This window comes from Dactylosporangium salmoneum, from assembly GCF_039532525.1.
GTDB lineage: Bacteria > Actinomycetota > Actinomycetes > Mycobacteriales > Micromonosporaceae > Dactylosporangium > Dactylosporangium salmoneum.
This window is the reverse complement of sequence record NZ_BAAARV010000084.1, coordinates 1-24179: the sequence shown is the minus strand read 5'-3', so window position 1 is coordinate 24179 and position 24179 is coordinate 1. Positions and strand designations below refer to the sequence as shown.

The window sequence follows — 24179 nt, the reverse complement described above, 5'->3', positions numbered from 1 at the left end:
GTGAAGATCGAGATCGACAGCCCGCACGCTGCTTCCGCAAATCGGGCGGGACGAGACCAGGTACGGTCAAGAAGTGCTTCCTGGCATCGCGCGACAATTGCTGATCTTTCTCGACGTCGACGGTGTACTCATCCCGCTGCGAGAACGTTCGGCGACCATGGATGACCCTCCCATCGGAGCCGTGACGCACGCGTACGGCGACTCCGGCAATCCTCTGTTGCACCGGCTCGACCCCGATGACGGGCGGCGCCTGCTGGCCCTGAACGGCGAGCTCGTCTGGGCGACTACGTGGATGGCGGAGGCGAACAAGGTCATCTCGCCACGGCTTGGCCTGCCGGTGCTGCCCATCGTGGCCTGGCCGGACACCGATGATGAGCTAACACCTGGTCTGCACTGGAAGACGGTGTCCATCACGCGATGGGCCGCTGGGCGGCCGTTCGTCTGGCTTGACGATGAGATCACCGACGCCGATCAGCAATGGGTCGCCATGCAGTACCCGTGCCCGGCGCTGCTGCACCACGTCGACCCATACCTCGGCCTGACCGATGCGGACTTCGCGACGGTCCGGCAGTGGCTCGGGCAGCACAGAACCGTTTGATCAGCTGCGCGCGCATAAGTAGCCGCTGTCCGCTCGGTAGTGGCGCGGTGCAAGCGACCTGCGCGCCATCGCTTTCGCCGGCGCATGCATACTCATGATGTGCAGCCCCCGGCGGCCGAAGCATGCGACGTCCCCTCCGAGCGGCAACAGATCCTGCTCGCGCTCGCGGCCAATCCCGCGCTGCTCGCCGAGCACATCGAAGTCCTCATCGCGACGGCGGATCCGGATGTACTGGAAGAGCTCGCACTCGAGCAGCGCCTCTCACCTGCCCATGTCACAGCGATCGGCGCAGGCGGGCACCGCGCGGTCCAACTGGCGCTGATCAAGTCGGGAAACCTTCCGGCCGATCAGGTCTCCCGCGACGACCCGTGGGCGATGCTCGCCGGGATCGGCCGAGCCGACGCACCCGCCGAGTGGCTGCCACTGCTCGCGTCGTGGCCCGACACGGAAGTTCGACCGGCCCTCGGCGCGTCCATCATGGAGCGGGATCGGGCCGACATCGCGGAGTTGCTGGCCGGCGACGACGACTGCTCGGTCGCAGCCCGCGCAGCCGAGCTGTACGGCCTTCCGGAGGCAATGGCTCGGCGGCTGTACCGACGGACCGAAGCATGCATCCGCATCGCACTCGCCGGCACGACCCACGCGCCCGCCTGGCTCCTTGCCGAGCTGATGTCCACCGGCGGGCTGCCTGCGCTGGAGCCCTGCCCACACAGCCCCGACCTGGCCACCGCGTTGCGCGACCTACGCCTGACCGCAGCGGGCAACCACGCAACCCCCGTCGAGGCGATCCTGCCGTTCATCGCCGAGCTCGACCCGGTGATGGCCCGAGCGCTGGCCCACCGGCGTGACCTGCCCGCGGCCACCTATGCCGACCTCGTGGCGCTGGACGAGCCACAGGTCACCGGCATGGTCTCGACCAACCCGGCGACGCCGGCCGACCTGCTCCACCGACTCTACGACCAGGACGCCGGTCGCTGGCGCACGAACGTACTGGACAACGCGGCGGTCCCCGTACGGCTGGTGCTGGAGCACAACCGTGCCACCGGTACGCCACACCGGCTGAAGTTTCGAAGAGACCGCGACGAACTGCTGGCCCTGGCCGCTGACCCGGACCCGGCGGTCCGGCTACTCGCAGCCGGATGCCACCAACTGCCGCTGGACATACGGGCCACGCTGCTGGCTGACCCGGACCCGGACGTCGCGATATTGGCACTGCTCAGCAGCAGCGTCACGGCCGGCCAGATCCGGGCATTCGCCGCCCGGTACGGGCCAGGGGTGTTCACGTCGGTGGCGGGCCATCCGTGCTGCCCGCCCGACGTCCTGCTCGCCATCGCCCAGGATCCGCAGAGCTCCCCGGAGGCCGTGGCGGAGGTCGGCTGGCACGAGGCGGCCCCACCCGCAGCACTCAGGATCTGCTATCTGAGTCCGGCGAGCGCCACGCCGCTGGCGTCGAACCCGGCGACCCCGCCGGACATCCTGGCCGAGCTGGCCACCCACCCCGACCCTCACGTGGTGCTGGAGCTCTCCCGCAATCCCAGCCTCCCCCCGGACGCTGCATGGCAAATCCTGCGAGGCAACGCCCAGCACTCCTGAGGCCGTCCTTTCAAGCAGGCACCTGGCCTGTGGAGACGACGAAGGGACCCCACCTCTATGGTGGGCCGATGTCATTGGTCAAGCAGTTCCAAGTCACCTTCGACTGCGCAGAACCTGAGCGCCTCGCTCGTTTCTGGTGTGAGGTGTTGGGGTACGTCGTACCGCCACCACCGGCAGGGTTCGCTACTTGGGACGATTTCGACCACTCCCGGTCTCCTGAGGATCGGGGTTCATGGTTCGCATGCGTTGATCCCTCAGGTGTAGGCCCGCGGCTGTACTTTCAGCGCGTTCCCGAAGGCAAGGTCGTCAAGAACCGGGTGCACCTCTGCGTGCGGGTCGGCACCGGGCTCGTGGGTGAAGAGCGCCTGGCCACGCTCGAAGCCGAGTGCGCACGACTGGTCCCGCTCGGCGCGGTACGCGAGCGACTCCTGTACGACGGCAACGATTCGTGCATCGTGATGCAGGACATTGAGGGCAACGAGTTCTGTCTCGACTGAGTGGCCGCGAAGGTGGCACCTTCCGGTCTGGCGGCGCCCGGCGCAAACCGCGCCGATCAATGGATGTCGGCAAACCCCTGTTCGCACGCCCGAGGGCCATCATCGGCGTCGTCGTCCCGGTCGCCCTGCTGATGCGCTGTTCATCCTGGCGCTGACCACCAGCCCTTCAGCCACGCCGGCCGGCTGAACAAGCCGGCGAGATCCGGAATGGCTGGGCCCGGATCTGCCGCGGTCCGCGCGGCACCTCCCGGTGACGGGCGACCGGTTCTGCCGAGAACAATGAAGGCCGAAACCCCGTAAGATGTGGCCAATGGGGTGGGAGGCACTCGGGCAGTGGGGTGAAGACGCCACTCGCATCGAACCGCTCGCTGGTGGAGCCGCCAACGACGTGTGGAGCGTGCGCGTCAACGGGCACCTCGCGGTCGGCCGTCTCGGTACCAGGAGCGATGCCGATCTGGCGTGGGAGACAGATCTCATCCAACACCTCGACCGTGAAGGTCTGACCGTGCCGGTCCCGATCCCAACCACGGACGGCCGGCTGTTCGCCGGCGGTCTGGTGGTGATGACCTACCTGGAGGGCGGACCACCCGAGACGCAGGCCGACTGGCGTCGCGTGGCCGACACGCTCCGCGAGCTACATCGGCTCACGCAGGGCTGGCCGCAGCGCCCAGGCTGGCGATCGTCGACCGACCTCCTGCACGCCGAAACCGGGACCAGGATCAACCTCGGGGCGATGCCCCCTGAGGGCGTTGCTCGCTGCCGGGCAGCGTGGGCCCGGCTCGCCGGACGTCAGACCTGCGTCGTCCACGGCAACCCCAACAACCCCGGCAACGTCCGCATGACCGCGAATCACGTCGCGCTGATCGACTGGGACGAGGCGCACGTCGACGTCCCCGACCTCGACCTCGTGCTGCCCGACAACGCCGCCGACCTCGACGACCGTGCGTACGACATCGCCGCGCAAGCGTCGGCCGCATGGGAAGCCGCCGTCTGCTGGGACGACGAGTACGCAGTGAAGCGGCTCGCCGAAGTCCGAGCGGTCTGACAACGCGTTCGAGGAGTGGCCAAGTAGCGGTCGCGTGCGCACAGCTGCCGCCGATCAGGCCTGCAGGCTCCCGGAAGCCAGCCACGCCGCGTAACCATCCCTCGCCGGCGGCTGGGCGATCCGCACCCGGGTTGTTCCGTCCGGCCAGACGCAGCGGACGTCGCCGTCTGCGGCTGCGCTGTCGCGGTAGCTGCGCAACCGGTCATCCTGCGGGAAGCACAGCGACAGGTCAAAGCTCGACGCGTCCGGGCCGGCGACCACGTCGGCGAGTACCGCGGTCCGCCCAGCCGAAAGTCCGTACGTGCCGGGCAGCCTCATCAGGGTGCCGTCGGGCACGATCACCGTGGGCTGCTCGTCGCTGTTCGGGTCACACAGCGCGGCGACTGCCGTAAGCAAATCGGCAATATGGTTGCGATGGACGTACAGCTGGAAACTGTAGTCGATGCCCATGCACGGCTCCTCGCTGCTGGAAACGGGACGCCGAGCCTCACGAGAGGGTCGAGGTCGAGATGCTCACCAACACAACTACGCCGTACTACGTACGGATACTCTCTCGAAAGTTTTGCAGGTGTCGTCTTCCAAGGTGACTCCCTTTTCGCGGCGGTTCTCCTTCACCACGTGCATTCGGACGGCTCCACCCACAGGTACGCCCCTCCGCCCCGGCCTCGGTGCGGCCTACCATGGACGGCAGTGAGCCAGACCGACCGGCCCCGGGGGCCGAAAGTCGACGAACAGGGGCCAAGCGAATGGCGAAAATCAACGGCGAAAAGCTAGGCCGGTGGAGCCTCCGACTTGATGCCGCCTACTGCGCCGTACTCGGTGGCGCGGTCGCCCTCACCGCAGCGCCCATGGCGCAGGTGGTGGCCCTTCCCGAAGCCGTGCTCCTGGCAGCCGGAGCCGTGGTCGTTGGGTGGGCAGGGCTGGTTCTGTGGCTGCTCGCCCGGGTTCCGCTACGGTCGGCACTCCGCCTGGTCATGGCGGTCAATGTGCTCGCGGCTGCCGTTGTCGCGGCAGCCTCCGCCACGTCGGCCACTGTGCTCGTGGTCGCGGCGATCCTGGCGATAGCTATCGACGTCGCCCTGTTCGCCACCAGCCAAGCGGTCGCCCTTCGAGCCCTGCCAGCCCCGACCGCCGGCTGACACGCTCAGGGTTCCGGTCCCCCGACCCCGGGCCGGAGTTGGGCGCCGATGCCGATCAGCCAGTTCATCCAGGCCACCGCACCACCGGCCAGCACCGCGGCGGCAAGGGACACCAGGACACCGACGCGGCCCTTGACCGCCCGGGGCGTGCAGGTCCTCGAACCGGCTTACGAGGCCCGGGTGCTGTGCGAGATCCCGCTGGAGGACCTGTCGGCCGAGCAGCTGCGTCGGTTCGCGTGGAAGGCCGGCGGGACATGGGGCGACGATCGGGACTGGCTGCATTTCGTACCGCGGATCCTGGAGCTGTTCGCGCTCGGCGCGCTCGATGACCACTCGCTGCTGGACACGACGCTCGGCCGGCTGAAGACGGCTACGGCCGGCTGGCCGGCAGACGACCAGGCCGCCGTTCGGTCGTACCAGTTCGCACTGTGGCGCGATTTCCTGGCCGCCTGGCCCACCGCGATGGCCGCGGAGGACATGCTCGAGGCGTTGAGCGGATTTGACGAGGACCTGCAGCCGTACCTCGACATCTGGTCCGCCACGCCCACCGAAACCGCCGCGCGGCACCTGGCCTCGTTCGTCGCGTGCTACGTGATTCCTGTTCGCGACCCGCTCGGACGCGTCGAGGCGTGGATGGCCGGCGACGCACCGCTACGCCTGCTCGCCACCGCCCGTGCCGCGACCGCCGACGCTGCCGTCGTCGCCGAGTGCGATTCGGCGATCGCGCGGATCCGCGACTACCTGTCGTACCACGCACGGCAATGACCCGACCCCCCACAGACCCTCAGCCATGCGCGCGGCGTCCCGAAGACCGTTACGCTCTGCGATACGCGGCCCCGGAAGGCGCGCTCGCGCGATGAACGCGCAACTCGCTACCGTCGGCACCGGCAACCACCCTGGCGGGAAGCGCCGGCCCCGCCGGCCCGTCCTGCCAGCCCCCGAACCTTGCGCAGTACAGCGTGCGGTGACCACCGACCGCGACAGGCAAGTCGCGTCCGCAGACCCTTCGCACTCGCCTCAAATCATTGCTTTCCCCTAAATTTGGAAATGTCTGTGGCTTTCGGCTCTTGATCTTCGGCCTACGGGGACTCCGCGCCGACCTCGGCACATCACGGAACAGCCACCGGTCGACCGTGCCCATGCCATGCACCGCCGATCCCACCACGGCCAAGCTTCCGGCAGATGCGGATCCGGCACTGTTCGTCGGTGGAACTCGTCATCCAGCGGCGTCAGCTGCCGCCCCACCGCGGCGGCTGCCGGCGCCGGCAGCCTGTCCAGCGCCTCCTGCAGGACGCCGATATCGTGATCGCCCTGCGGCAATGACATCCACATCGACGCCTGACCGGAGACCCCTGATGACCGTCCCTCCGCCCGCCTGGGCCAACCTGATCGAGGGCCTGACCTTGCTAGCCGAACACCCCGCCAATCCGGGCTATCCGCTGGACATCGAACACGGCCAGCTGTTCGTCCTGGCCGACGCCAAGTCGTTCACCGACGAGGAACTGTCCCACCTGGAAACGCTCGGCTTCACCGTGAACCGCGACAGCGAGTACTACGCATTCCGCTTCGACAGCGCCGGAGCCTAGAGCTGCACGCCGCTGGTCTGGCATAGCAGGCAGCCGGGCGGGAGGCGGTGGAAGGTCACGACTAACCACGTTCTCGGTTGTTGAGTGCCGCCGCCTCGGCCCGGGCGGCTTCTGCGTCGGTCTGCAGGCCGATGGTGCTGGCGTAGTCGGCGAAGCGGCGCAGGTGCCGGCGGAGGGCGGCGGTGCCGACCGAAGGGTCGGCCTCGGCCCAGCGACGGGCGGCGGCCAGGGCTGTGCGTTGAGCCTGGAGGGCGTCGCTGCGGCGACCGCCGGACTGCCAGCGGGCCCTGGCGAGCGCGCCCCAGGCCAGGGTGAGACGGCGGGGGTCGTCGCTGCCGCCAAGGCGGCGGATTTTGGCCTCGGCGCGGGCGGCGCAGGCCTTCGCCGTGAGGCGGCTGACGTTAACGGTATCGGGAAGATGGTCCGCGACGTGCAGACGGCCGAAGGTTGCCACCGAAGCGACGGCGTTGAACAGCGTGCGGCGGACGGCGGCGCGGCGGCGCAGGATGCGGCGCTGGCGGGCGAGGCGTGCAGTGACCGGGCGGCGGCCGGTCTCGATGCCGTGGCGCGCAAGCACTTCCAGCACGCTGATGTACCTGATCCGCCACTGCAGGCTGGCGGCGGCCGCGACGCGCAGAGGGATCAGGTCCCCGGGCGGTCTGCGGCGCAGCGAGTCGGTACGGCCGGTGTGGCCGAGGGCCTCGTACAGCAGGGCGGTGGCCTTCAGCTGCCAGGTGTTCCAGGGGCCGTCGACGGCCTCGGTCAGCAGCTCCACGGCCTCCTCGTCCCGGCCCGCGTCGCGCAAGCGCATGGCCTTGGCGACGGCGGGTCCGGCCGGGCGGCGAGCGAGGGGCCGGCCGCGTTCGAGGCATTGGTCGATCAGTACCACCGCCTGCTCGTCTCGGCCCGCGACTCCCAGGTAGACCGCGGCATCGGCGAGGTCGTCGAGCTGATCTGCGCTGGCGCTGTCGCGGGACAGGGCCTCGTCGGCGTACCGGCCACAGGCGTCGGCGTCGCGGGCGGCGTCCTCGGTGCGACCGCGGACGTGCAGGCAGGCGGCGCGGACGGCGAGCGCGCGCGCCAGGGCAGCGGGATGCCGGCCGGCGGCGGGGACGAGCAGCTCGACGGCGTCTTTGGCGGCGTCGATCGCCCAGGCGTGCTCACCCGCGGCGGACATCCGCAGGGCCAGGCCGAGCCGCTGCCGTGCCCGATGCTCCACGTGAGCGCGCGCCACTGATGACCACCCCCGGCGCGCTCAGCGTAGGCGCCGCCCGCAACGGCGTCACGTTGCTCACGTCGGCTGCAGCGCAGTCGTGGGCGGCTGCTAGCGGTCGCGTGCTGTCGTAACGCGGCATCCGACGCTGCTGGCCGCATGAATACGCTTGATCACCTGCGCTGTCATACCGCCGATCGGGCCTGCAGGCTCCCGGAAGCCCGCCACGCCACCCCGCGTGACCATCCCTCGCCAGCGACTGGTGCGCGCTTCTAGCCGATGAGCGGATGCGCTGGGGTGGCACCATGCAATGCGCTGAGAGACCACTAATCGTAGTTGTACTCGCTTTCCGGCCGCAGAGCCTGCACGAAGGACACGAAGTCGGGCGCCAGCACTGTCACCCGGTAATCCTGCTCCTGGTCGACGTGGACCACTCGCGGCTCGCCGGCCGGACCGCACTCACTGTAGTCGAACGCGATCATGTCGTGACCGCCCGAAGGGCAGTCGGCGAAGTAGACCCCGATCGGCGGATAACCCCATTCGTCCAGCCACAACCGCTGGCCCGCGGCGCCCGCCAGCGAATAGCGCTTGCTCCGGCCTATCCCCATGATCCCGTGTACGCCGACGTGGTCGTCGGCCCACGTCGTTCGGCTCGGCGCCGGGCAGCACCCGTTACGAGGAATACCGCCGTTGTGCGACTTCATCAGGGTCACGTAGGACGTGGGCAACCGGTATCCGAGCTCGGCCTGCACCGAAGCCACCAACTCGGCCGAAGGCGGCTCGTCGAGGTAGGCGTCGAGCGCATACTCTCCGTCGTCCCAGAATGAATCCAGCGCAACGCCCGGAAAGGTGCGCCGAACCGCGTCGTCATACATGAGGCTCTCCTGGGGTCGGTGCACTACCGTACCGGCCGATCACCTGGACGAGAGCCGCGCCGCGGTGCGGTCCGGCAGACCCGCCATCCGGAATCGATGAACGGGCGTCCAAGCCGGCCGGTGCACAACTCTGCCGATGCCCGTGCGTGGCGGGGCGTTGAGGCTGAACAGTTCGGAGGGAAGGTCGCGAGCCAGGGTTGCCGGCACGTTGGCATGATCAAACAGTCTCGGTGCGGTGCGGTGCAAGCCTGGCCGGGCTGCGGTCGTAGGTCTGATTGCAGACGAACCGTCGGCTCGCGCCGCGCTACTGACAAAAGCAACCTGATCGCCGCGTCCTTCCGTCCCGCAATGTAGAGACATAGGAAGGGAGGGACGTGCAGCGATCCCAAGAGGCGGCGTACCGCGAGTACGTCACGCTGCGGATGGACGTCCTGCGGCGCACGGCCTATCTGTTGTGCCACGACTGGCACACGGCCGACGATCTGGTTTCGACCACGCTGGCCAAGTTGTACGACAAGTGGCGCCGGGCCCGTCAGGCCGACAACATCGACGCGTACGTGCGGGCGATGCTGGTCAACGCCTGGCTGGACGAGCGCCGGCGCCCGTGGCGGCGCGAGGTCCCCGCCGACCAGCTGCCGGAGGTGGCGGACGTCGCCGTGCCCCCGCGCGGTGAACACGGGGACCTGCTGGCCCTGCTCCGTTCGCTGCCGAAACGCCGCCGGGCGGTGCTCGTGCTGCGCTTCTACCTGGACCACTCGGTCGAGGAGACGGCGGAGGTGCTCGGCATCTCGCCCGGCACGGTGAAGAGCCAGACGGCCCGCGCCCTGGACACCCTGCGAGCGGCGCTGCCCGACCCGTCGCAGGTGGGGGGATGACGGCCGTCTGCGCCCGTTGCGACCACCCCGCGCGGGCATCGGAACTGATTTGTACACGAACGCACCGGAGGTGTGATGATGCGCGATGACTTCGACGCGGCGATCGGCGTGGTACCGCCATCGCCGATCGACGTGGACAAGGTGATCGCCCGGGGCCGCCGCCGCGCGGTCGTGCGCCGCCTGGCCACGGTGGGCTCGGGCGGCGCCGCCGCGGCCGCCGCGGTCAGCGCCGCCGTGGTGCTCGCCAGCGGCTCGACCGGCGGGAGCGGTGTCGGCGGTCCCGGCGGCAACGGCGCCGGTTCGAACGGCGCGACGGTGGCCGCCCCGTCTGTCGTCGACAGCCCAGGGCCGCCGTCCGGGGTCGGCGCGAGCGGGACCTCCCAGCCAAACGGCCCGGTGGCGCGGGACCGGGCGAACTACGTGGAGACGTACCTGGCACAGAAACTCCCGCAGGCGATCACGGCCCACGCCCCCGGCGTCATTATTCCGGCCCACGCGTTCAACCCGAAGTACATGGGGACCGACACGATCCCCAGCAACAGCTACCGCGCCGAGGCGAACCTGCAGCTTCAGGGACGGCGTGGCAGACTCGTGGTCAACCTGGGCACCCGGGGGCAGGGTTTTCACCCGCCGAACGAGTGCTTCGCGCAGGGCGAGACCGGGCCGTGCAACGTACACACCGAGGCCGACGGGACCAAGGTGCTGCAGCGCGTGACCAACGCGAACGGCATCCGCTCCAACTTCGTGATCGTCGACCACCCCGACGGCCAGTCGATCGTGCTCGCGGCGGATAACCAAGGCGGCCCGGGATCGCAGGCCGACCCGGTGCTGACCCTCGAGCAGCTCGTCGCGATCGGGCACGACAGCCGGTTGACCCCCGAACCGCACTCGGCCGTCGCGGGCGGTTGACGCGACGGCCGCCTTACGTGCAGGCACGACCGGGCGCACCGCAGGCGCCGAGTTGACGAGCTCGCTGTTCGAACCGTGACATCCAGGACAGCGAGCGCCGTCTCGGCGCCCATCAAGGCGCCGGCGGTACCCACGGGAAGCGCACGACCCGTCGGCCCTCGCGCCGGGTGACCAGCCAGCCCCTGCCGGGCGGCAGGGGCTGCGGCCTGACGCCGCCGAGCAGCGCGCCCTCCTCACCGGGACCGGACAGCAGGATGCCGGTCGAGGCCAGTTCTCGAATGCGACCGATCACCGGATCGAACAGCGCGCGGGCTGCGCCGTGCGCGTTGCGAGCCAGTGCGACGTGAAGGCCGATGTCCCGGCCCTGGGCGAACAGCTCCACCAACGGCAACAGCGGGTTGTCGACACCGGCGGCCACCCGGTCGTAGTCGTCGACCAGCAGGAACAGCTCGGGACCGCGCCACCAGCCGCGGTCGCACAGCTGCGCGCGGTCACGTCCGGGCCGGGCAGCCGCTCCTCGGTCGCCGCCGCCTGCTGCACCATCTCGTCGGCGACCTGGCGGGAGGTGGCGTGGCCGATGAGGTGGTCGGTACCGGCGCAGCCGAGCAGGCTGCGCCGGTAGTCGATCAGGATGATGCGCGCCTGGCCGGGCTGGTACGCCTGGGTGATGCCCCGGGCCAGCCCGCGCAGGAACGAGCTCTTAAGGAAGTGGTGGCCATCGGGCGTCAGGCCGCGTCCCGGCCTCCCCTGGGCCTGTGGGTCCGGTTCACGGCCGGAAGAACGCGCCGTTGCACTCCGAGCGAACCAGATCCATGGGCCGGCACCGCGAACGGATCACCGTGTGGGCCGGCGCGATCCGCGCATGGCGGATTGTTTCCTGGCAGGTGCTCGACGGCGAGATGCGCCGCGACCACAACGCGTACGTTGGCACCCTGAAGATCCGTAGTTCGGATTCCGGGGTTCCGCGACAGCATCGGCACCTTCAGGGACGAGTTGCGCGCGATGGCCGGCGCGCAACTCGTCCCCTCGCATTGATCACTTGATGCGGTCGGTCGCCTCCTGTGCGATCCGGACGAGTTGGTCGAGGGTCAGGGCGGGCGTCTTGTCGTCACCGCCGCTTGTGACGGTCATGACCCGGTTGTCTGCGAGCCCGATCCGGACCTCGAACCTTTTCACATCCTTGCTGTTCACCGTGTACGTGACTACCGGCTTGCCGGACGCCGTTTTCGCATCGACGCACGGCGGAGCCGAGGCTGGGTTGTCGCCTCGCTGCCCGTCTGCCTTCTTGCCGGGAACGGTCGCGAGCGTCGCGCAGGTCAGCGGATCGATCGTCATGGACGCGGAGAAGCCGTGCAACATGACGTTGACGCTGCCCCTCGCTCCGCCGTTCGTGACCTCGGCCGATCCGATCCATCCCAACGGCGACACGTAGTCGATGACGGTGATGTCGAAGCCCTTCGGGTCCCATTGTGCCGACGGCACCGCCGCCCGTACGGCCGCGTCGAGGGCGGCCTTGAGCGGGCCGGCACTGACTTGCGCCTCCTCACGCGTCGCCGACCGCAGTTGGAGGCGGTTGTCCGGGAGGACCGAGGCGTCGGCCGGTGGCGCGCCCACGGGTGGCGTGCCGGCAGGCCCGGTGCCCGTGACGAGTACGACCACCGCGAGCCCGGCCGCAATCGCGGTGGTGCCGAGCGCGCTCCACAGCGTGGCGCGCACCCGGCGATCGCGGCGTACGATCGCCCGCGAGTCGATGGCCGTGGGCGGCGGCGTGCCGATCACTTCGTCGAACAACTGCTGCATCAACGTTCCTTCCAGTGGGTGGGTCATCGGGGCGTTCCGATGCGGAGCTGCTGCAGGGCGCGTGCCGACTGGCTCTTGATGGTTCCGGGGGACACGCCGAGGATCTCGGCGGTCTCCTCGATCGAGTGGTCGAGGTAGAAGCGCAGGATCAGCACTGCGCGCTGGCGTGGCCCGAGCGAGCGGAGCAGGTCGGCCAGCGGCAACCGGTCGACCACCCGGTCGTCGGGCAGGTACGACCGGGGCGGCGGGTCGGAGTGCGTCTGTTCCAGGTGGCGCCAGCGGCGCCCCCGCTCGGTCAGCCAGCACCGGGTCAGCACCTTCTGCGCGTACGCGTCGACGTTGTCGGCGCTGCGCGCCTTCGACCAGCTCCGGTGCAGTTTGATCAATGCCTGCGAGACGAGGTCGTCGGCGAGGTGCCAGTCGCCGCACAACAGATAGGCGCTTCTTCGCCATCGATCGAGGCGCTCGGCGACGAACGCGTGGAACTCGTCGTCGGATCTGGACAAGCGGACCTCCAACGGCCGGGGGGTGTCAGCCGTACGACCGCGCCGCCCCGGCGCGGGGTTGCACGCCGTCACGGATTCCCTGTGTCTCGCGTTCGACCCGACCAACGCCGCCAATGTCCGGTCGCGCTTGATCGCGTGTGTCCGGACATGCGCTGGTCGCGCTGGTCGAATGTTCGGTGTTGCTTCCTTGGCGGGGTCATCCTCGATTCGCTCAAGGCAACCCTCATAGACTTCGCTGGTGCAGGACGAGGACCGTACGCTGCCGGCCCCGCTGGTTGCAGCACACGCTGAGGGTTTCTCGGCCAACCATGACAGCCACGACTTCGAGCCTTACGACGAGTTCATGTGGTCCGTCGAGACATCTCAGTGGTGGCAGTCCTGGACCGGCAACCCGGCGGCTGTCATTGCACCGTTCCGAGTCTTCGGGCAAGACAGCTCCGGTGGGCTGGCCGCATTCTGGGTACGCGAGCCTGACAAGCCGATCGAGACACACACGAGCAGGCGAGCGGCACCGTTGGTGTTGCCACCCTCGATGGCGAGACACTGCCGTTCTTGTTGACGATCTGACCCCGGCTTCTGCTGCGGCGCCGCGGCCGCCGTCTCGCCCGTGACCGCAATCGTCGCGGCGGCCGTGACGACGGCCATCATGCTGCTGATGCAGCGTCGGATCGAAGTGTTACACACGGCGAGGCTCCTGCCCGGTGCTCGAGGAGAGAGCTTCGGCGGCAGATCATGAACGATTCTTGAATCGAACGCCCGGGTTCTTGACTACGCAGATGCGATGGGGTCAGCCGGGGCCCAGGTAGCCGAGGAGTGATCGCGCGGCGGCGGTGGTTTTCGACCTGCCGCCGGTCGCGAACAGCCATTGCCTCAGGGCGGGCTCAGTCGCCGGTACGGCGGCGCGCAGATGTTCGTCGCGGAGCAGTTCCACCAGGGTGTGCAGGCCGCGGGTGGTCCGGTCGAGGGACGGCAGCAGGGCGGTGAGCAGCGCTCGGACCTGCGCGCCGAGCCCAGCCATGGACAGGTCGCCCAGCGAGTCGGCCCATCGGTTCAGTGGTACCGCTGGAGCCAGCGTCGCCATCGCGGATGCCAGCGCCTCCGGCTCCATCCGCTGGGGTAGCAGCGCCGCGGCGGCGTCGACGGCGGCGACGCGGTCGCTGATGCCGGCCGCCGCCAGTCCGGCCGCGACGATGTAGGGGCTCAGCGGCGGCAGCTCGACGACCGTGCGGCTGAGCAGTTGCAGGGCGTGGGTCCCGGCGCCGCCGTTGATGGTGCCGTCGAGGGACATGAGCTGGTGCTGGAGCGCGATGGCCAGGAGGGGCTCGAGGTTGCCGGGCCACAGCGACGCGATCCATGGGTGCCACGGCGCGCTCGGCAACCGGTCGTTCGGCGACGAATCCACGCCGGCGAGCGCCACGGTGGGCAGCGCCGGATCGGGGGGTGCCGGCGCGGCGGCCGGTCCGAGCGCGTCGACCCGGACGCGGCTGTAGCGCCGTTCGGGATCGAATGACACCCGCCACGCGGGGGCCCGTCCGGCGCCGGCCGCGTCGAAGCCGGGTCCGCGGTCGATCAGCGGCGCATCGTCGCCGCGCGGTGCGCGGGCCCGGGCGGCGGCGACCCACAGCGGACGGTCGGGACGGCTGAGGGGCGCCGCTGGTGGGCCGCCGAGAGCGTACCGGAGGGCGGTGCCGACGGCGCCGGGTACCGCGGCCGCCGCGTCGCGGATCGTCGGCGACACGCCGGCTGGGTCGGGCCCGAGCCGCAGGAGCGCGGCGACCGCGTCGAGCGGGTCCGGCGCGGCGCCGGTGGCGAGCCGCTGGACGAGCACGGCCGGCGCGATCCAGCCGCCGGCGTGCGTCGGCTCGGCGCACGGGGCGAATCGGCGCCCGGTCCGCAACGCGGATTCCACGGCGGCCGCCCGCCCGGCGAGCAGCCGCACCTGTGGCGGGAGCGGCGGCAGCCTGCGCACCGGCGGTGCGTGGGCGGCGGCGAGCACCACGCCGGCGACGACGTCGAGCAGCAGGTCCCACTCGTACGCCGGACCGTCGCGCAGCAGGCGTGCCGCCCGGCGGGCCAGGCTGGCGTACTCACCGGGTTCCGGGCCGAGCCGGGCGGCCGCGCAGAGCGCGCGTTCGAGCAGTTCCGCGTCGGTCGGGTCGGCCAGCAGGATGGCGAACGCCTCGGCCAGGTCCGCCGGGCCGGTGATCGGCGTCACCGCCTCCAGCACCGGCGCGGCGACATCCGGCGGGGCGACCAGTGCCGTGACCGTGGGGGTCTCCGCGCTGAGCCAGCCGAGCGAGCCGAGCCACTCGCGAGCCGCGGCCGCGACCGCGGGCGCCAGCGTCGGCAACGCGGACAGGACGGGGCCGGGCTCACTGCGAACCCGCGACAGCTCGACGGCGGCGGCCTGAACGTCGGCATGCGGATGGCCGAGCGCGGCGACGATGACGGCCGGCTGTCCGCCGCCGATCCGCGCCGCGAGGGTGAGGGCCTTCGTCGCGGTGGATTTCGCCGGTACGAACACCGCGGCGGCGAGCCCGTGGGCGAGCGCGACGGCGTCGTGGTCGAGCCGGCCCGCCTTCTGCACCGCGGTGAGGGCGTCGACGGCGAGCGCGACGGTGGGCCGCACGGAGCTGTGCAGCAGCGTCGCGTACCCGGCCTGACGAGCGGCGCGTTCGTCGACGGACGGCGCCAACGCGGCATGCAGCCGCGAGTACCAGCCAGCGCGGTACTGCGGGAAGCCGAGCCCGAGCGCGGCGACGGTCGCGTCCAGGACCCGCGCGCGGTCGATCGTGGCATCAGACAGCAGATCGAGGACCGCGTCGTGCCAGGTCTGCACGGCCGCGCCACTGTACTTGTCGACGTTGGTGAGGCTCACCTGCCGGTTGCCCTCGATCTCGAAGATCCGCCAGAACGCCCGGGCCAGCAGGTCCGGGTCGGCCCGCAGCAGATCCGCCCGGCGCCCGCCGTCGCTGAACCGTCCACCGAGCCCACCGATCATCGCCAGTACGTAGTCGTCGTCGGCGTCCAACGTGACGAGGCCGTCGCGTTCCGCCCGGCGGACAACGCCGAAGTCCGGGCCGGAATCCTCGGTCGCCATCCCGTGCACCACGTGCCGGGCGAGCGCGTGCACGAACCGGCTGCCCCGCGAGCGGGCCACCCGCAACTGCCGGCCGTCCGCCGGCCAGTGCAGCCGGTCAACTGGCGCCGTGGCCATGAGGATCAGCTCCAGTCGGCGGCCCTCCTCGGGGGTGAACCGGTCCTTGCGACCGTCGATGGCGTCCCGCCACGCGTACCGCTCCCAGGCATGCTGCGCCGGCCGGTGCAGCGCCGCCCGATCGTCGGCGTTGAACACGCACACCCGGTCGAGCAGCGCCTCGACGTCAAGGGTCAGGAGTTCGGTCAGCGTCGCCACGGTCGCAGGGTATACGTGCCGCCACTTCCGCGGTCTCGATTCGTGCCACATCGTCGTGGGTGCACGGATCTGCCGCGATCCGGTCGCTAGGCAGGGACGCTCACGGGCCGTCCTGCCCTGGGCCCGACAAATGACCACTGCCGCCCGCGGTCGGTTCAGCCGCGTTCATGTTGTCAGTCAGCCCGCGGAACGAGCAACCACGTCGACGGTGGGTCAGGGCGTTGGGTACTGGAGGGGTGTCGGACCTGCACCCAACGTCCCTCCAAGAGTTAGGGACGGCGGTACCCTCGGCCGGTGCCCGACGATGCGGTAGTGCTGCAGCTGCTGGCGGAGACGCCGGACCTCTCCGGCATCCTCCGGGAGCTGATCGATTTCGACGTCGAGGAACTGGCCTACGCCGGTGCCTTCGCGGCCCGGTTGTCGTCGGGCGAGAGCCTGCAGGCGATCGCCGTGGACGGGACCGGGGGACGGTACTTTCTCGTGGGCGCGCCGGCGCCGGCGCGGCGCGTGCTGTTCGCGACGTCGGAAGGCAGCGCCGGGCTGGTCGGACCGAGCCTGGCGGGTGCGCTAGCGACGATGGTGGCCGTACCGAACTGGCGTGACCTGCTCGGGTTCTCCGGCGGCGGTCGGCTGGACGAGATGCGCCGGGCGCAGGCCTGGCTGGCCGACGGCGAGCAGCGGCGGCATCCCGACCTCGGCGAGCTCCAGGTCGCGCTGGCCACCGGGCTGGGCCTGGTGCTGCCGGACGATCCGGTGTTCGCGTTGTGGGAGGCGGTCAGCGCGGCCGATCCGGACGTCGACTTCATCGACGACGACGATGACGAGGCGGCGCCCTGGGGCTCGCTGTTCGGTGCCTGGACGATCGAACGGCTGATGCCCCGGTCAGGGTGAGCGGGTGGCGGCGAGGTAGGCCAGGACGGCACGTACGCGACGGTGTTCGTCGGGGGCGGCGTGCAGCGGCAAAGGCGGCAAGGTCGTGCTAATTCCGCTGCCGCCCGCGGTGGCCCGGGCGATCGAGCGCGCTATCGGCGAGCGTATCGACGGACCGATCCTGCGGAACATGCTCGGCGGGCGGATGGATCACCATGCCGCCTCCCGTCGGCTCAGATACTTGGCCGCGGCGGCCGGCGTACGGATGCCGAGGATGCACCCGCACATGCTGCGACACACGTTCGTCACGACCATGCTCGACGCCGGGGTCAGCCTCCGCGACGTCCAGATCGCCGCCCGCCACGCCGACCCCCGCACGACGATGCACTACGACCGGGCCCGCAACAACCTCGACCGCCACCCCAACTACATCCTCGCCGCCTACATGGCCTCCGGAACCTGACGCCGCGGCTCGCGACCATGCCGATGAGCGTGCGTCTACTCATGCCCTTCCGAGCCGTATCGCTTGACGAGCGCGTTGCCGATCGAGGCCAGGTGGTCCCGCACACCCGGAGGGCCGGTCACCTCGACCCATGCGACCAGCCCGGCAAGCTCGCCGGCGAGGATGTATTCGTCGTTGCCGCGGATCACGACCTCGATGCGGCCGTCGGTCGTGGAACCTCCCACCTCGAGCCGACCGCCGAACCCCATCCGGAGCACGCCTATCCCGTGAGGCGCGCACATCGCCCGGGCCTCGAGGGGTGTTCGCTTGCGTTCGACCTCGTCCGCGATCGCGCGCCAGCTCTCGGCAAGGTCGAAGTCATCGGGCCGGTGCACGGGATCGCCGGTCGGGTCGACGGACGACACGCGGTCGATCCGGAAGGTCCGCCGACCGGCCTCGGTGCTGGAGACGAGGTACCACGACGGGCCTTTGGCGACGATGCCCAGCGGGTGGACGGTTCGCTCGGTTTCGGTGCCTTCGCGGTCGACATAGCCGAGCCGGACCTGGACGCCGCGGATCACCGCGTCCTGGAGCTCGTCGAGGAAGCGAGGCGGTCGGGACTCGGCCCGGCTCGACCCCCATCGTTGCGGGTCCGTGACGAGCGACGACGCCGCCGCCTCGGCCTGCACCCGGAACGGCTCCGGCAGGGCATGGACGAGCTTGCGCAGCGCCGCTTTCACGGCTGGCGTGACAGCCGAGGCCGGGCCGGCGACCAGGAACAGGGCGCGGGCCTCACCCGCGGTCAACCCGGACAGGTCGGTGCGGGCGCCGCCCACGAGGCGCCAGCCGCCGCCTCGGCCCTGCACGGAGTACACCGGCACGCCGGCCATGCCCAGGGCGTCGAGGTCGCGGCGGGCGGTGCGCTCGGAGATCTCCAACTCCCGGGCGACCTCTGCTGCGGTCACCTGCTCGCGGTGTTGCAGCAGGAGGAGGATGGCCATCAACCGGTCAGCTCGCACCCGGACAACACTGCCACGGAAACCGGTCAGGAGGTGACCGGTATCGGTCGGCATGATGCCGGCATGACAATCGATTTTCCCGAGCCCACCCGCATTTCGGTCAACGGTGTGGAACTCGAAGTCTTCGAAGCCGGCCGGCAGAACGTGGGGAACCCCATCGTGCTCTGTCACGGCTGGCCGGAGCACGCCTTTTCCTGGCGCTATCAGGTGCCGGCCCTGGCGACGGCGGGCTACCACGTCATCGTCCCGAACCAGCGGGGTTACGGCAACTCGTCCCGTCCCGCCGAAGTGACGGACTACGACATCGAGCACCTGTCGGGTGACCTCGTCGCCCTCCTCGATCACTACGGCTACGAGGATGCCACCTTCGTCGGCCATGACTGGGGCGCATTCGTCGTCTGGGGCCTGACCCTGCTGCACCCGAACCGGGTCAACGGCGTGGTAGCGCTGAGCGTGCCCTACCAAGAGCGCGGAGAGATGCCCTGGATCGAGGTCATGGAGGCCGTGCTCGGCGCCGACTTCTACTTCGTCCACTTCAACCGGCAGCCGGGCGTCGCCGACGCCGTGTTCGAGGAGAACACGTTGCAGTTCCTTCGGAACCTGTACCGGAAGAACGTGCCCCTCGCAGAGCCTCAGCCGGGTAATGCGTTGATGAACCTCGCCAGAGCGGAAACCCCACTCGGTGACCCCGTCATGAGTGACAGCGAACTGGCCGTCTTCGTCTCCGCCTTCGAATCAACAGGGTTCACGGGCGGAATCAACTGGTACCGAAACCTGGACCGCAACTGGCGCCTACTGGCGGACGTGGACCCGATCATCCGACAGCCCACCCTCATGATCTACGGCGACCGCGACACGGTCGCGAGGGCTGAACGACTGACGGAATTCGTGCCGAATGTGGAAGTGGTCAGTCTGGACTGCGGTCATTGGATCCAGCAGGAGAAGCCGCGGGAAACGACCGAGGCGATTCTGAAGTGGCTGGACCAGCGGGAGGCCGCCTAGCGACTCAGGGGCAGGCTCACGCAGCCGGCAGTCTCGGCATCGAGCAGGACATCGATGTCTGAACTCGGCGCGGCGCAGGTCGGTACCGTGTCGGCATGGGCGGCGATGACCGGGTGTCCGGTGACGATCAGCTGGTCGACGGCATGAGCCTGTCGCTGTTCGTCGTCCTCGAACACGCCGGATTGCTCGGTGAGGACGCCGACAGCCGGCTTGAAGGGTACGCCCGTGACGGATTGAAGGTCGGTGGATGGCGAGCTCAGGTCGTACCGAACGAACCCTGGCCGCTGTCACCGCCGCCTCAACAGGACTGCCTGCGTGGCGACACCTTCGCACTGCCGCCCGATCAAGGCGAACCTGAATCCTGATCAGACGCGCACATCTGCCGCGACTGGAGATCTGGCGTTCATCGTGGCTGGCGACGCACCGTGATACATGGCTGCGTTTTCCTGTCTCCAGCGCCCGCCTCGAGTCGTCGGGTGAGCTTGTCCTGCGGGCCGCGGTGGCGGCCTACCTCGGTCGCTACCGCGGCCAGACCCGGCAGCACAGCGAGTCGGACTTGCGCGTCTTCTTGCGCTGGTGCACTGAACACGACCTCGATCCGCTCGCCGCGGTCCGAATCGACATCGAACGCTACGTGCGATGGATGCAGGACGTCCGCTGCTACCAGCCGTCCACCGTTTCGCGCCGGCTGTCGATCGTAGTCGGCTTCTACCGGGTCTGCGTCATCGACGGCATCCTTCCGCCTTCCGCATTCACCCGCCGACTACGTCCGCCGGCCCACCGTCCCCGCCGAGTCACCGACTCTCGGGCTCGGGCACCTGCAGTTCGCGGTTCAGTGCGACAGCTGGGGCAGCGACGGCTTTGGCGTGGCCAGCTCGGCCGAGGCGTCCGCGTGGTCGGCTTCGGCGAGAAACTGGGCGAGCCGGGCGTAGCTGTCGCCGCCATAGCCCGCCGCGGCGGCCCGGCCGATGATCCGTTGTACGGCTTGTAGTGTTGTGGTGTCGATGCCGCGAGCGGCGGCGGCGGCACTGACGTGAGCCACGGCGGAGCCTGCCGAAGCGATACTGGAGACCTCGGCGGGAAAACGGCCGACAGCAAGCTGATCGGCAAAACGGTCGGCCATGTCGGGCAGCAGGCCGCCGATTCCCTTGGCGAAGCGGGCGAACGCGGCGGGCTCAATTCCCTCGGCGATGGCCAAGGCGAAGGCGTGCGCGAGTCCGCCGACGGACATGGCGAACAGATCGAGCAAGGCCATCTCGTACGCCGACCCGATACCAATGTCGTCGCCGAGGTAGACGCTGGTGCCAAAGGCCTCAAGCAGGGCGCGGCTGCGATCGAACAGGGAGCGCGGGCCACTGTAGAGAATCGTTGCGGCGCGGGTGCCGACCGTGGGCGCCGGCGTCAGGATGGCGCCGTCCAGGTAGCTGATGCCGCGCTGTGCGGCCCAGCCCGCCATGGCGCGCGCTTCTCCGGCGTGGCCACTGCTGAGGTTGACGAGCGTGCCCGTGGGCCAGTCGGCGATGTCGGCCACACTCGCGCGGACAGCACCATAGTTGATCATGCACACGACGGCGATCGAAGCTCCACGCACCGCATCGGCCGCCGTGGGCGCGAGCACAGCACCTTGGGCCACGAACGCTTGCGCCTTCTCTGGCGTGCGGTTCCAGACCACCGTGGGATGACCGCCAGTGAGCGCCGCGGCGGCGAGCGCCCGGCCCATCGGGCCAAGCCCCAGCACCGCAATAGTGGAGCGCAGTTCGGGCTCAACGTTGTTTTCTGTCACGGCAGTGACGCTAAACCCTCACGTTGACGTGAAGGTCAAGTCCTGATGTGCTTGGGGACGTGCGGATCAGCGAACTGGCTCGACAGACCGGCGCCACCCCCCGCGCCTTGCGCTACTACGAGGAGCAGGGTCTGTTGAAACCCGCCCGTCGCGCGAGCGGCTACCGCGACTACGACGAGCAAGCCGTGTATGCGGTGGGGCACATCCAACTGCTGCTCTCCGCCGGCATAGGCACCACCGCGATCGCCGAGATCCTGCCCTGTGTCCCCGACGACACGACGGTGCTCGCACCCACCTGCCCCGAACTCCTCGACGCGCTGGCCGAAGAGCGCACCCGAATCACCACGTCTATCGAGAAGCTCGCCGCGGCCCGCGGCATCCTGGACCGCCTTATCCAAGGCACCCCTAACCCTTGCTGACCGAACCCGGGCGACATGATCCCTTCCGCGCTCATGCCCTGATTCGACGTTGACCCAGTGCTGTTCCAGTACTCGCGAGCGGCGAAGGAGCTTTGGAAGAACTGCCACTACGGTCAGGTGGAGATCGTCGCGGAGGTCATCAGAGCGCAGCGGCCCCACGACTGGTGGGAGCGGGGCGCTCCGCGACAGCGGTCCTGACCGAGGCCGCGCAACACTGTCAGGCATCCGGATCTGCCGCCGTTGGTGCGCGGCGGCTGGCCAGTGCTCGTCACAGACGGTGACTGGCACGACGAGGCAGAGGCTTCCCGGTCTGCCGATGTGCGAGCACCGGAACCACGCCTCGGCCCGCGGCGTAATTGGTCAACGGTTGCGGCCACTGGATGCGTCTGTTCGGAAGATGGACTTCCACGAGTACGTGTATGCCCGCGGGCCTGCGCTGATGCGCCTTGCCTGCCTGCTGACCGGCGACCCGCACCGGGCTGAAGACCTTGTGCAGGAGGTGCTGGTCAGCGCATATACGAAGTGGCACCGGATCAGTACCGCCGACCGCCCCGACGTCTACGTACGCCGCATGCTCGTCAACGCGAACATCTCGTGGTGGCGGCGGCTGACCAACCGAGAACTGACGATCGATGCCGTCCCCGATCGTCACGGCGACGGCGACCACGAGGAGGCCGTGGCCGACCGGGACGCGATGTGGCGCCTCATCAGCGCCCTGCCGCCGAAGCAGCGCGCGGTCCTGGTCCTTCGGTACTACGAGGATCTCGGCGACGCGGCGATCGCCGAGATCCTTTCCTGCTCCACGGCGACCGTCCGGACCCATGCCGCGCGCGGACTGGCGACCTTGCGGGGACATTTCCCGGCACCGAGCACCTCGACCTCTGGGAGCGCGACATGATCGACGAGCTGCTGACCGAGACACTCCGTGAGCGGGCCGAAAGCCGGGCGGACTTCACCGTCCTGGCGGAGCGGGCCGTCAAACGAGGTCGGCGCCGAATCGCGACGCGCCGACTGGTCACCGGAAGTACCGCGGTGGTGGTGACGGGTGCCCTGGTCATCGGTATTGCGCTGTACCGGACCGGCGGCGAGCCGTCGATGCCGGTGGGTGTTTCTCCGCTCGTTGTCGTGCCCGGCGTTCCCGGGCTGCCCACGACCGACGCAGCTCGCTTGCCGACCCGCGCCGAGGTGACCGCCGGCGACCCCGGCGTGCTGCTCTTCGCCCTCGATGCGATTCCTGCCGTGTACGACCTGTACGACGTGCGGTTCGGGCCGGGGCAGGACCTCCTGCTCCGAGACGGTGGGGCGGCCAGCGCCCAGCTACAACTGCTGGACAAGCCAGAACCGATCGAAGCCGCGGAGTCGACGCAGGCGCTCACGGTGGGGCAGCGAGCGGCGACGCTGTACCGTTCCGGCGACTTCCACCGGCTGGTGTGGGAGATCGCCGACGGTGCCGGGGTGTGGATGCACGTGACCGCCGGCAGCGATGCACTCGCCATTGAGTTGGCCGAGCACGTCCGCCTCGACCGTCGCACGCACTGCGCCGCGCCGGCCGCGCCCGTCACCTTGCCGGCCGGCTACATCGTGGAGGACTGCGACGTTTCGCTGCAGTTGCTGGCCCGACAGGAGCGGGCATCCCTGGTCGGCACGACCATCGGATACGGCCAAGCCGGCACCGCGCACCGCATCACGATCATCGTCACCGAAAGGGAGCCGCGCACGAACGCCGCGGCTCCGCTGGACCGCAAGGTTGCCGGCTGGCCGGCGGCGTTGGTGCCGACCGAGGACGGTGTGCAGCTGCAACTGCCCGAGTTCGGCGAGCTGAGCCTGAGCGTGACGACCTCCCGCGGCGCGACCGAAGCCGAGGCGCTGACGGTGGCCAAGGCCGTCCGGTTCGCCTCGGACATCTCGATGCCGGAGCACTGGCTTCCGGCGACGCCGGGCTGAGACCGTTCAACGACCAGATGGGCGAGCCAACGCGTGCGGGTCGCTGGCGTCGGGAGCGTAGCGCTTAGGGCGAGCCGCAGCGCTCGACCAGCGGCATGAACGGACGTGACCAGTCAGTCCGTCGACGCGATAGCGTCTTTGATCGCTTGCGCGTCGCGGTTGAGGAGCGACCTCTTGCGTTCCGGCGAGTCGGCCTTGAGGGTCCAGCCGTCTCCTGCGTAGCGAGGGATGACATGAAGGTGGAAGTGGAAGACCGTCTGGAAGGCTACTTCGCCATCACAGAGGAGGACATTGATTCCCTCGCAGCGCATGGTTGAGCGTCGCAAGGCTCGTGCCATGTGATGACCGACCGACCAAGCGTGAGCGCTCGTGGCTCCGTCGAGGTCTTCGAGGCCCACCACGTGCTCGCGTGGCACGACGAGTAGATGGCCGGGTGTGACGGGGTTCAGGTCCATGAAGACCACGACGGTCTCGTCCTCGTACACCACACTGGCCTCGGCCTGTCGGGCCACAATGGCGCAGAAGATGCACCCCTGCGCCGCCGATGTCGCGTCCTGTGTCATACCGGTTTCAACCGGTCGTTGCAACACCACTGTCCTGAGTGGACGATAACAGCTCGTTGAAGGCTTCGCCAGGCGTCTTCCACTCG

At 69.6% G+C, this 24179-nt stretch carries 27 protein-coding genes and 1 pseudogene; 17 read left to right on the top strand and 11 right to left on the bottom strand.

From position 1 onward, the window contains the following. Window positions 1-73: 73 nt before the first annotated feature. The 4 genes from ABD352_RS42735 to ABD352_RS42720 all read left to right on the top strand — a co-directional run bounded on the left by ABD352_RS42735 (window position 74) and on the right by ABD352_RS42720 (window position 3733). Window positions 74-598: an HAD domain-containing protein gene (locus ABD352_RS42735; protein WP_344618311.1), complete on the top strand. Its 525-nt coding sequence runs from the start codon at window positions 74-76 to the stop codon at window positions 596-598. A 99-nt stretch (window positions 599-697) separates the two neighbouring features. Continuing rightward, window positions 698-2191 (top strand): hypothetical protein, encoded by a 1494-nt coding sequence (locus ABD352_RS42730; protein ID WP_344618310.1) that lies wholly within the window; start codon window positions 698-700, stop codon window positions 2189-2191. A 68-nt stretch (window positions 2192-2259) separates the two neighbouring features. After that, a complete protein-coding gene (locus ABD352_RS42725) occupies window positions 2260-2688 on the top strand; it encodes a VOC family protein (RefSeq protein ID WP_344618309.1) in 429 nt (142 codons plus the stop codon). 301 nt (window positions 2689-2989) lie between these two features. Further along, complete coding sequence (locus ABD352_RS42720; protein ID WP_344618308.1) at window positions 2990-3733, top strand: phosphotransferase enzyme family protein; 744 nt, start codon at window positions 2990-2992, stop codon at window positions 3731-3733. Window positions 3734-3787: 54 nt separating this feature from the next. On the opposite strand, the gene ABD352_RS42715 is transcribed toward ABD352_RS42720, so the two are convergent. Next, window positions 3788-4183, bottom strand: coding sequence for a hypothetical protein (locus tag ABD352_RS42715; RefSeq protein WP_344618307.1), 396 nt, complete (start codon window positions 4181-4183; stop codon window positions 3788-3790). Window positions 4184-4479: 296 nt separating this feature from the next. Here ABD352_RS42715 and ABD352_RS42710 point away from each other — a divergent pair, with 296 nt between their 5' ends. Next, window positions 4480-4872, top strand: coding sequence for a hypothetical protein (locus ABD352_RS42710; protein WP_344618306.1), 393 nt, complete (start codon window positions 4480-4482; stop codon window positions 4870-4872). A gap of 5 nt (window positions 4873-4877) precedes the next feature. Here ABD352_RS42710 and ABD352_RS42705 read toward each other — a convergent pair whose 3' ends face one another. Further along, a complete protein-coding gene (locus ABD352_RS42705) occupies window positions 4878-4967 on the bottom strand; it encodes a hypothetical protein (protein ID WP_344618347.1) in 90 nt (29 codons plus the stop codon). Window positions 4968-5019: 52 nt separating this feature from the next. On the opposite strand from ABD352_RS42705, the gene ABD352_RS42700 reads away from it, so the two are divergent. Together ABD352_RS42700 and ABD352_RS42695 are read left to right on the top strand one after the other, a co-directional pair. Next, complete coding sequence (locus tag ABD352_RS42700) at window positions 5020-5637, top strand: hypothetical protein (RefSeq protein ID WP_344618305.1); 618 nt, start codon at window positions 5020-5022, stop codon at window positions 5635-5637. Between the two features lie 590 nt (window positions 5638-6227). Beyond that, the gene (locus ABD352_RS42695) at window positions 6228-6458 is read left to right on the top strand and encodes a hypothetical protein (RefSeq protein WP_344618304.1); all 231 of its coding nucleotides are present in this window, start codon (window positions 6228-6230) and stop codon (window positions 6456-6458) included. 61 nt (window positions 6459-6519) lie between these two features. Here ABD352_RS42695 and ABD352_RS42690 read toward each other — a convergent pair whose 3' ends face one another. Together ABD352_RS42690 and ABD352_RS42685 are read right to left on the bottom strand one after the other, a co-directional pair. After that, window positions 6520-7692 (bottom strand): hypothetical protein, encoded by a 1173-nt coding sequence (locus ABD352_RS42690; protein WP_344618303.1) that lies wholly within the window; start codon window positions 7690-7692, stop codon window positions 6520-6522. 305 nt (window positions 7693-7997) lie between these two features. Then, complete coding sequence (locus ABD352_RS42685; RefSeq protein WP_344618302.1) at window positions 7998-8546, bottom strand: SMI1/KNR4 family protein; 549 nt, start codon at window positions 8544-8546, stop codon at window positions 7998-8000. Window positions 8547-8920: 374 nt separating this feature from the next. On the opposite strand from ABD352_RS42685, the gene ABD352_RS42680 reads away from it, so the two are divergent. Both ABD352_RS42680 and ABD352_RS42675 read left to right on the top strand, forming a co-directional pair. Beyond that, complete coding sequence (locus ABD352_RS42680; RefSeq protein ID WP_344618301.1) at window positions 8921-9421, top strand: SigE family RNA polymerase sigma factor; 501 nt, start codon at window positions 8921-8923, stop codon at window positions 9419-9421. Between the two features lie 78 nt (window positions 9422-9499). Then, window positions 9500-10330, top strand: a complete 831-nt coding sequence (locus ABD352_RS42675) for a hypothetical protein (RefSeq protein ID WP_344618300.1) — start codon at window positions 9500-9502, stop codon at window positions 10328-10330. Between the two features lie 112 nt (window positions 10331-10442). Here the strand turns inward: ABD352_RS42675 and ABD352_RS42670 are convergent, their stop codons facing one another. The 3 genes from ABD352_RS42670 to ABD352_RS42660 form a co-directional block, all read right to left on the bottom strand. After that, window positions 10443-10748, bottom strand: coding sequence for a hypothetical protein (locus ABD352_RS42670; protein ID WP_344618299.1), 306 nt, complete (start codon window positions 10746-10748; stop codon window positions 10443-10445). Between the two features lie 617 nt (window positions 10749-11365). Then, window positions 11366-12130, bottom strand: a complete 765-nt coding sequence (locus tag ABD352_RS42665) for a hypothetical protein (RefSeq protein WP_344618298.1) — start codon at window positions 12128-12130, stop codon at window positions 11366-11368. A gap of 23 nt (window positions 12131-12153) precedes the next feature. Beyond that, window positions 12154-12636: a SigE family RNA polymerase sigma factor gene (locus tag ABD352_RS42660; protein ID WP_344618297.1), complete on the bottom strand. Its 483-nt coding sequence runs from the start codon at window positions 12634-12636 to the stop codon at window positions 12154-12156. Between the two features lie 238 nt (window positions 12637-12874). Between ABD352_RS42660 and ABD352_RS42655 the strand changes: the two genes are divergently transcribed. After that, window positions 12875-13195 (top strand): hypothetical protein, encoded by a 321-nt coding sequence (locus ABD352_RS42655; RefSeq protein WP_344618296.1) that lies wholly within the window; start codon window positions 12875-12877, stop codon window positions 13193-13195. A gap of 228 nt (window positions 13196-13423) precedes the next feature. On the opposite strand, the gene ABD352_RS42650 is transcribed toward ABD352_RS42655, so the two are convergent. Further along, complete coding sequence (locus tag ABD352_RS42650; RefSeq protein WP_344618295.1) at window positions 13424-16051, bottom strand: DUF6493 family protein; 2628 nt, start codon at window positions 16049-16051, stop codon at window positions 13424-13426. A 294-nt stretch (window positions 16052-16345) separates the two neighbouring features. Here ABD352_RS42650 and ABD352_RS42645 point away from each other — a divergent pair, with 294 nt between their 5' ends. Together ABD352_RS42645 and ABD352_RS42640 are read left to right on the top strand one after the other, a co-directional pair. Next, window positions 16346-16942 (top strand): hypothetical protein, encoded by a 597-nt coding sequence (locus tag ABD352_RS42645; RefSeq protein ID WP_344618294.1) that lies wholly within the window; start codon window positions 16346-16348, stop codon window positions 16940-16942. A 76-nt stretch (window positions 16943-17018) separates the two neighbouring features. Further along, a pseudogene (locus ABD352_RS42640) lies at window positions 17019-17384 on the top strand (tyrosine-type recombinase/integrase); the annotation flags it as partial. A gap of 35 nt (window positions 17385-17419) precedes the next feature. On the opposite strand, the gene ABD352_RS42635 reads toward ABD352_RS42640, so the two are convergent. After that, complete coding sequence (locus ABD352_RS42635) at window positions 17420-18364, bottom strand: helix-turn-helix transcriptional regulator (RefSeq protein WP_344618293.1); 945 nt, start codon at window positions 18362-18364, stop codon at window positions 17420-17422. On the opposite strand from ABD352_RS42635, the gene ABD352_RS42630 reads away from it, so the two are divergent. After that, window positions 18338-19384 carry an alpha/beta fold hydrolase gene (locus ABD352_RS42630; RefSeq protein WP_344618292.1) on the top strand — a complete coding sequence of 349 codons (1047 nt, stop codon included), beginning with the start codon at window positions 18338-18340 and terminating at the stop codon, window positions 19382-19384. The two genes, ABD352_RS42635 and ABD352_RS42630, sit on opposite strands and share 27 nt — an antisense overlap. A gap of 95 nt (window positions 19385-19479) precedes the next feature. Continuing rightward, window positions 19480-19749 (top strand): hypothetical protein, encoded by a 270-nt coding sequence (locus tag ABD352_RS42625; protein ID WP_344618291.1) that lies wholly within the window; start codon window positions 19480-19482, stop codon window positions 19747-19749. 467 nt (window positions 19750-20216) lie between these two features. Here the strand turns inward: ABD352_RS42625 and ABD352_RS42620 are convergent, their stop codons facing one another. Next, a complete protein-coding gene (locus ABD352_RS42620; RefSeq protein WP_344618290.1) occupies window positions 20217-21167 on the bottom strand; it encodes an NAD(P)-dependent oxidoreductase in 951 nt (316 codons plus the stop codon). A 59-nt stretch (window positions 21168-21226) separates the two neighbouring features. Here ABD352_RS42620 and ABD352_RS42615 point away from each other — a divergent pair, with 59 nt between their 5' ends. From ABD352_RS42615 to ABD352_RS42605, 3 genes are all read left to right on the top strand, one after another. After that, window positions 21227-21586, top strand: coding sequence for a MerR family transcriptional regulator (locus ABD352_RS42615; RefSeq protein WP_344618289.1), 360 nt, complete (start codon window positions 21227-21229; stop codon window positions 21584-21586). Between the two features lie 397 nt (window positions 21587-21983). Then, the gene (locus ABD352_RS42610) at window positions 21984-22484 is read left to right on the top strand and encodes a SigE family RNA polymerase sigma factor (RefSeq protein WP_344618288.1); all 501 of its coding nucleotides are present in this window, start codon (window positions 21984-21986) and stop codon (window positions 22482-22484) included. Then, window positions 22481-23530, top strand: a complete 1050-nt coding sequence (locus ABD352_RS42605; RefSeq protein WP_344618287.1) for a hypothetical protein — start codon at window positions 22481-22483, stop codon at window positions 23528-23530. Before ABD352_RS42610 ends, ABD352_RS42605 begins: the two co-directional genes overlap by 4 nt. A 113-nt stretch (window positions 23531-23643) precedes the next feature. On the opposite strand, the gene ABD352_RS42600 is transcribed toward ABD352_RS42605, so the two are convergent. Further along, on the bottom strand, window positions 23644-24179 hold a 536-nt coding region (locus ABD352_RS42600), incomplete at its 5' end, for an HIT family protein (RefSeq protein WP_344618286.1).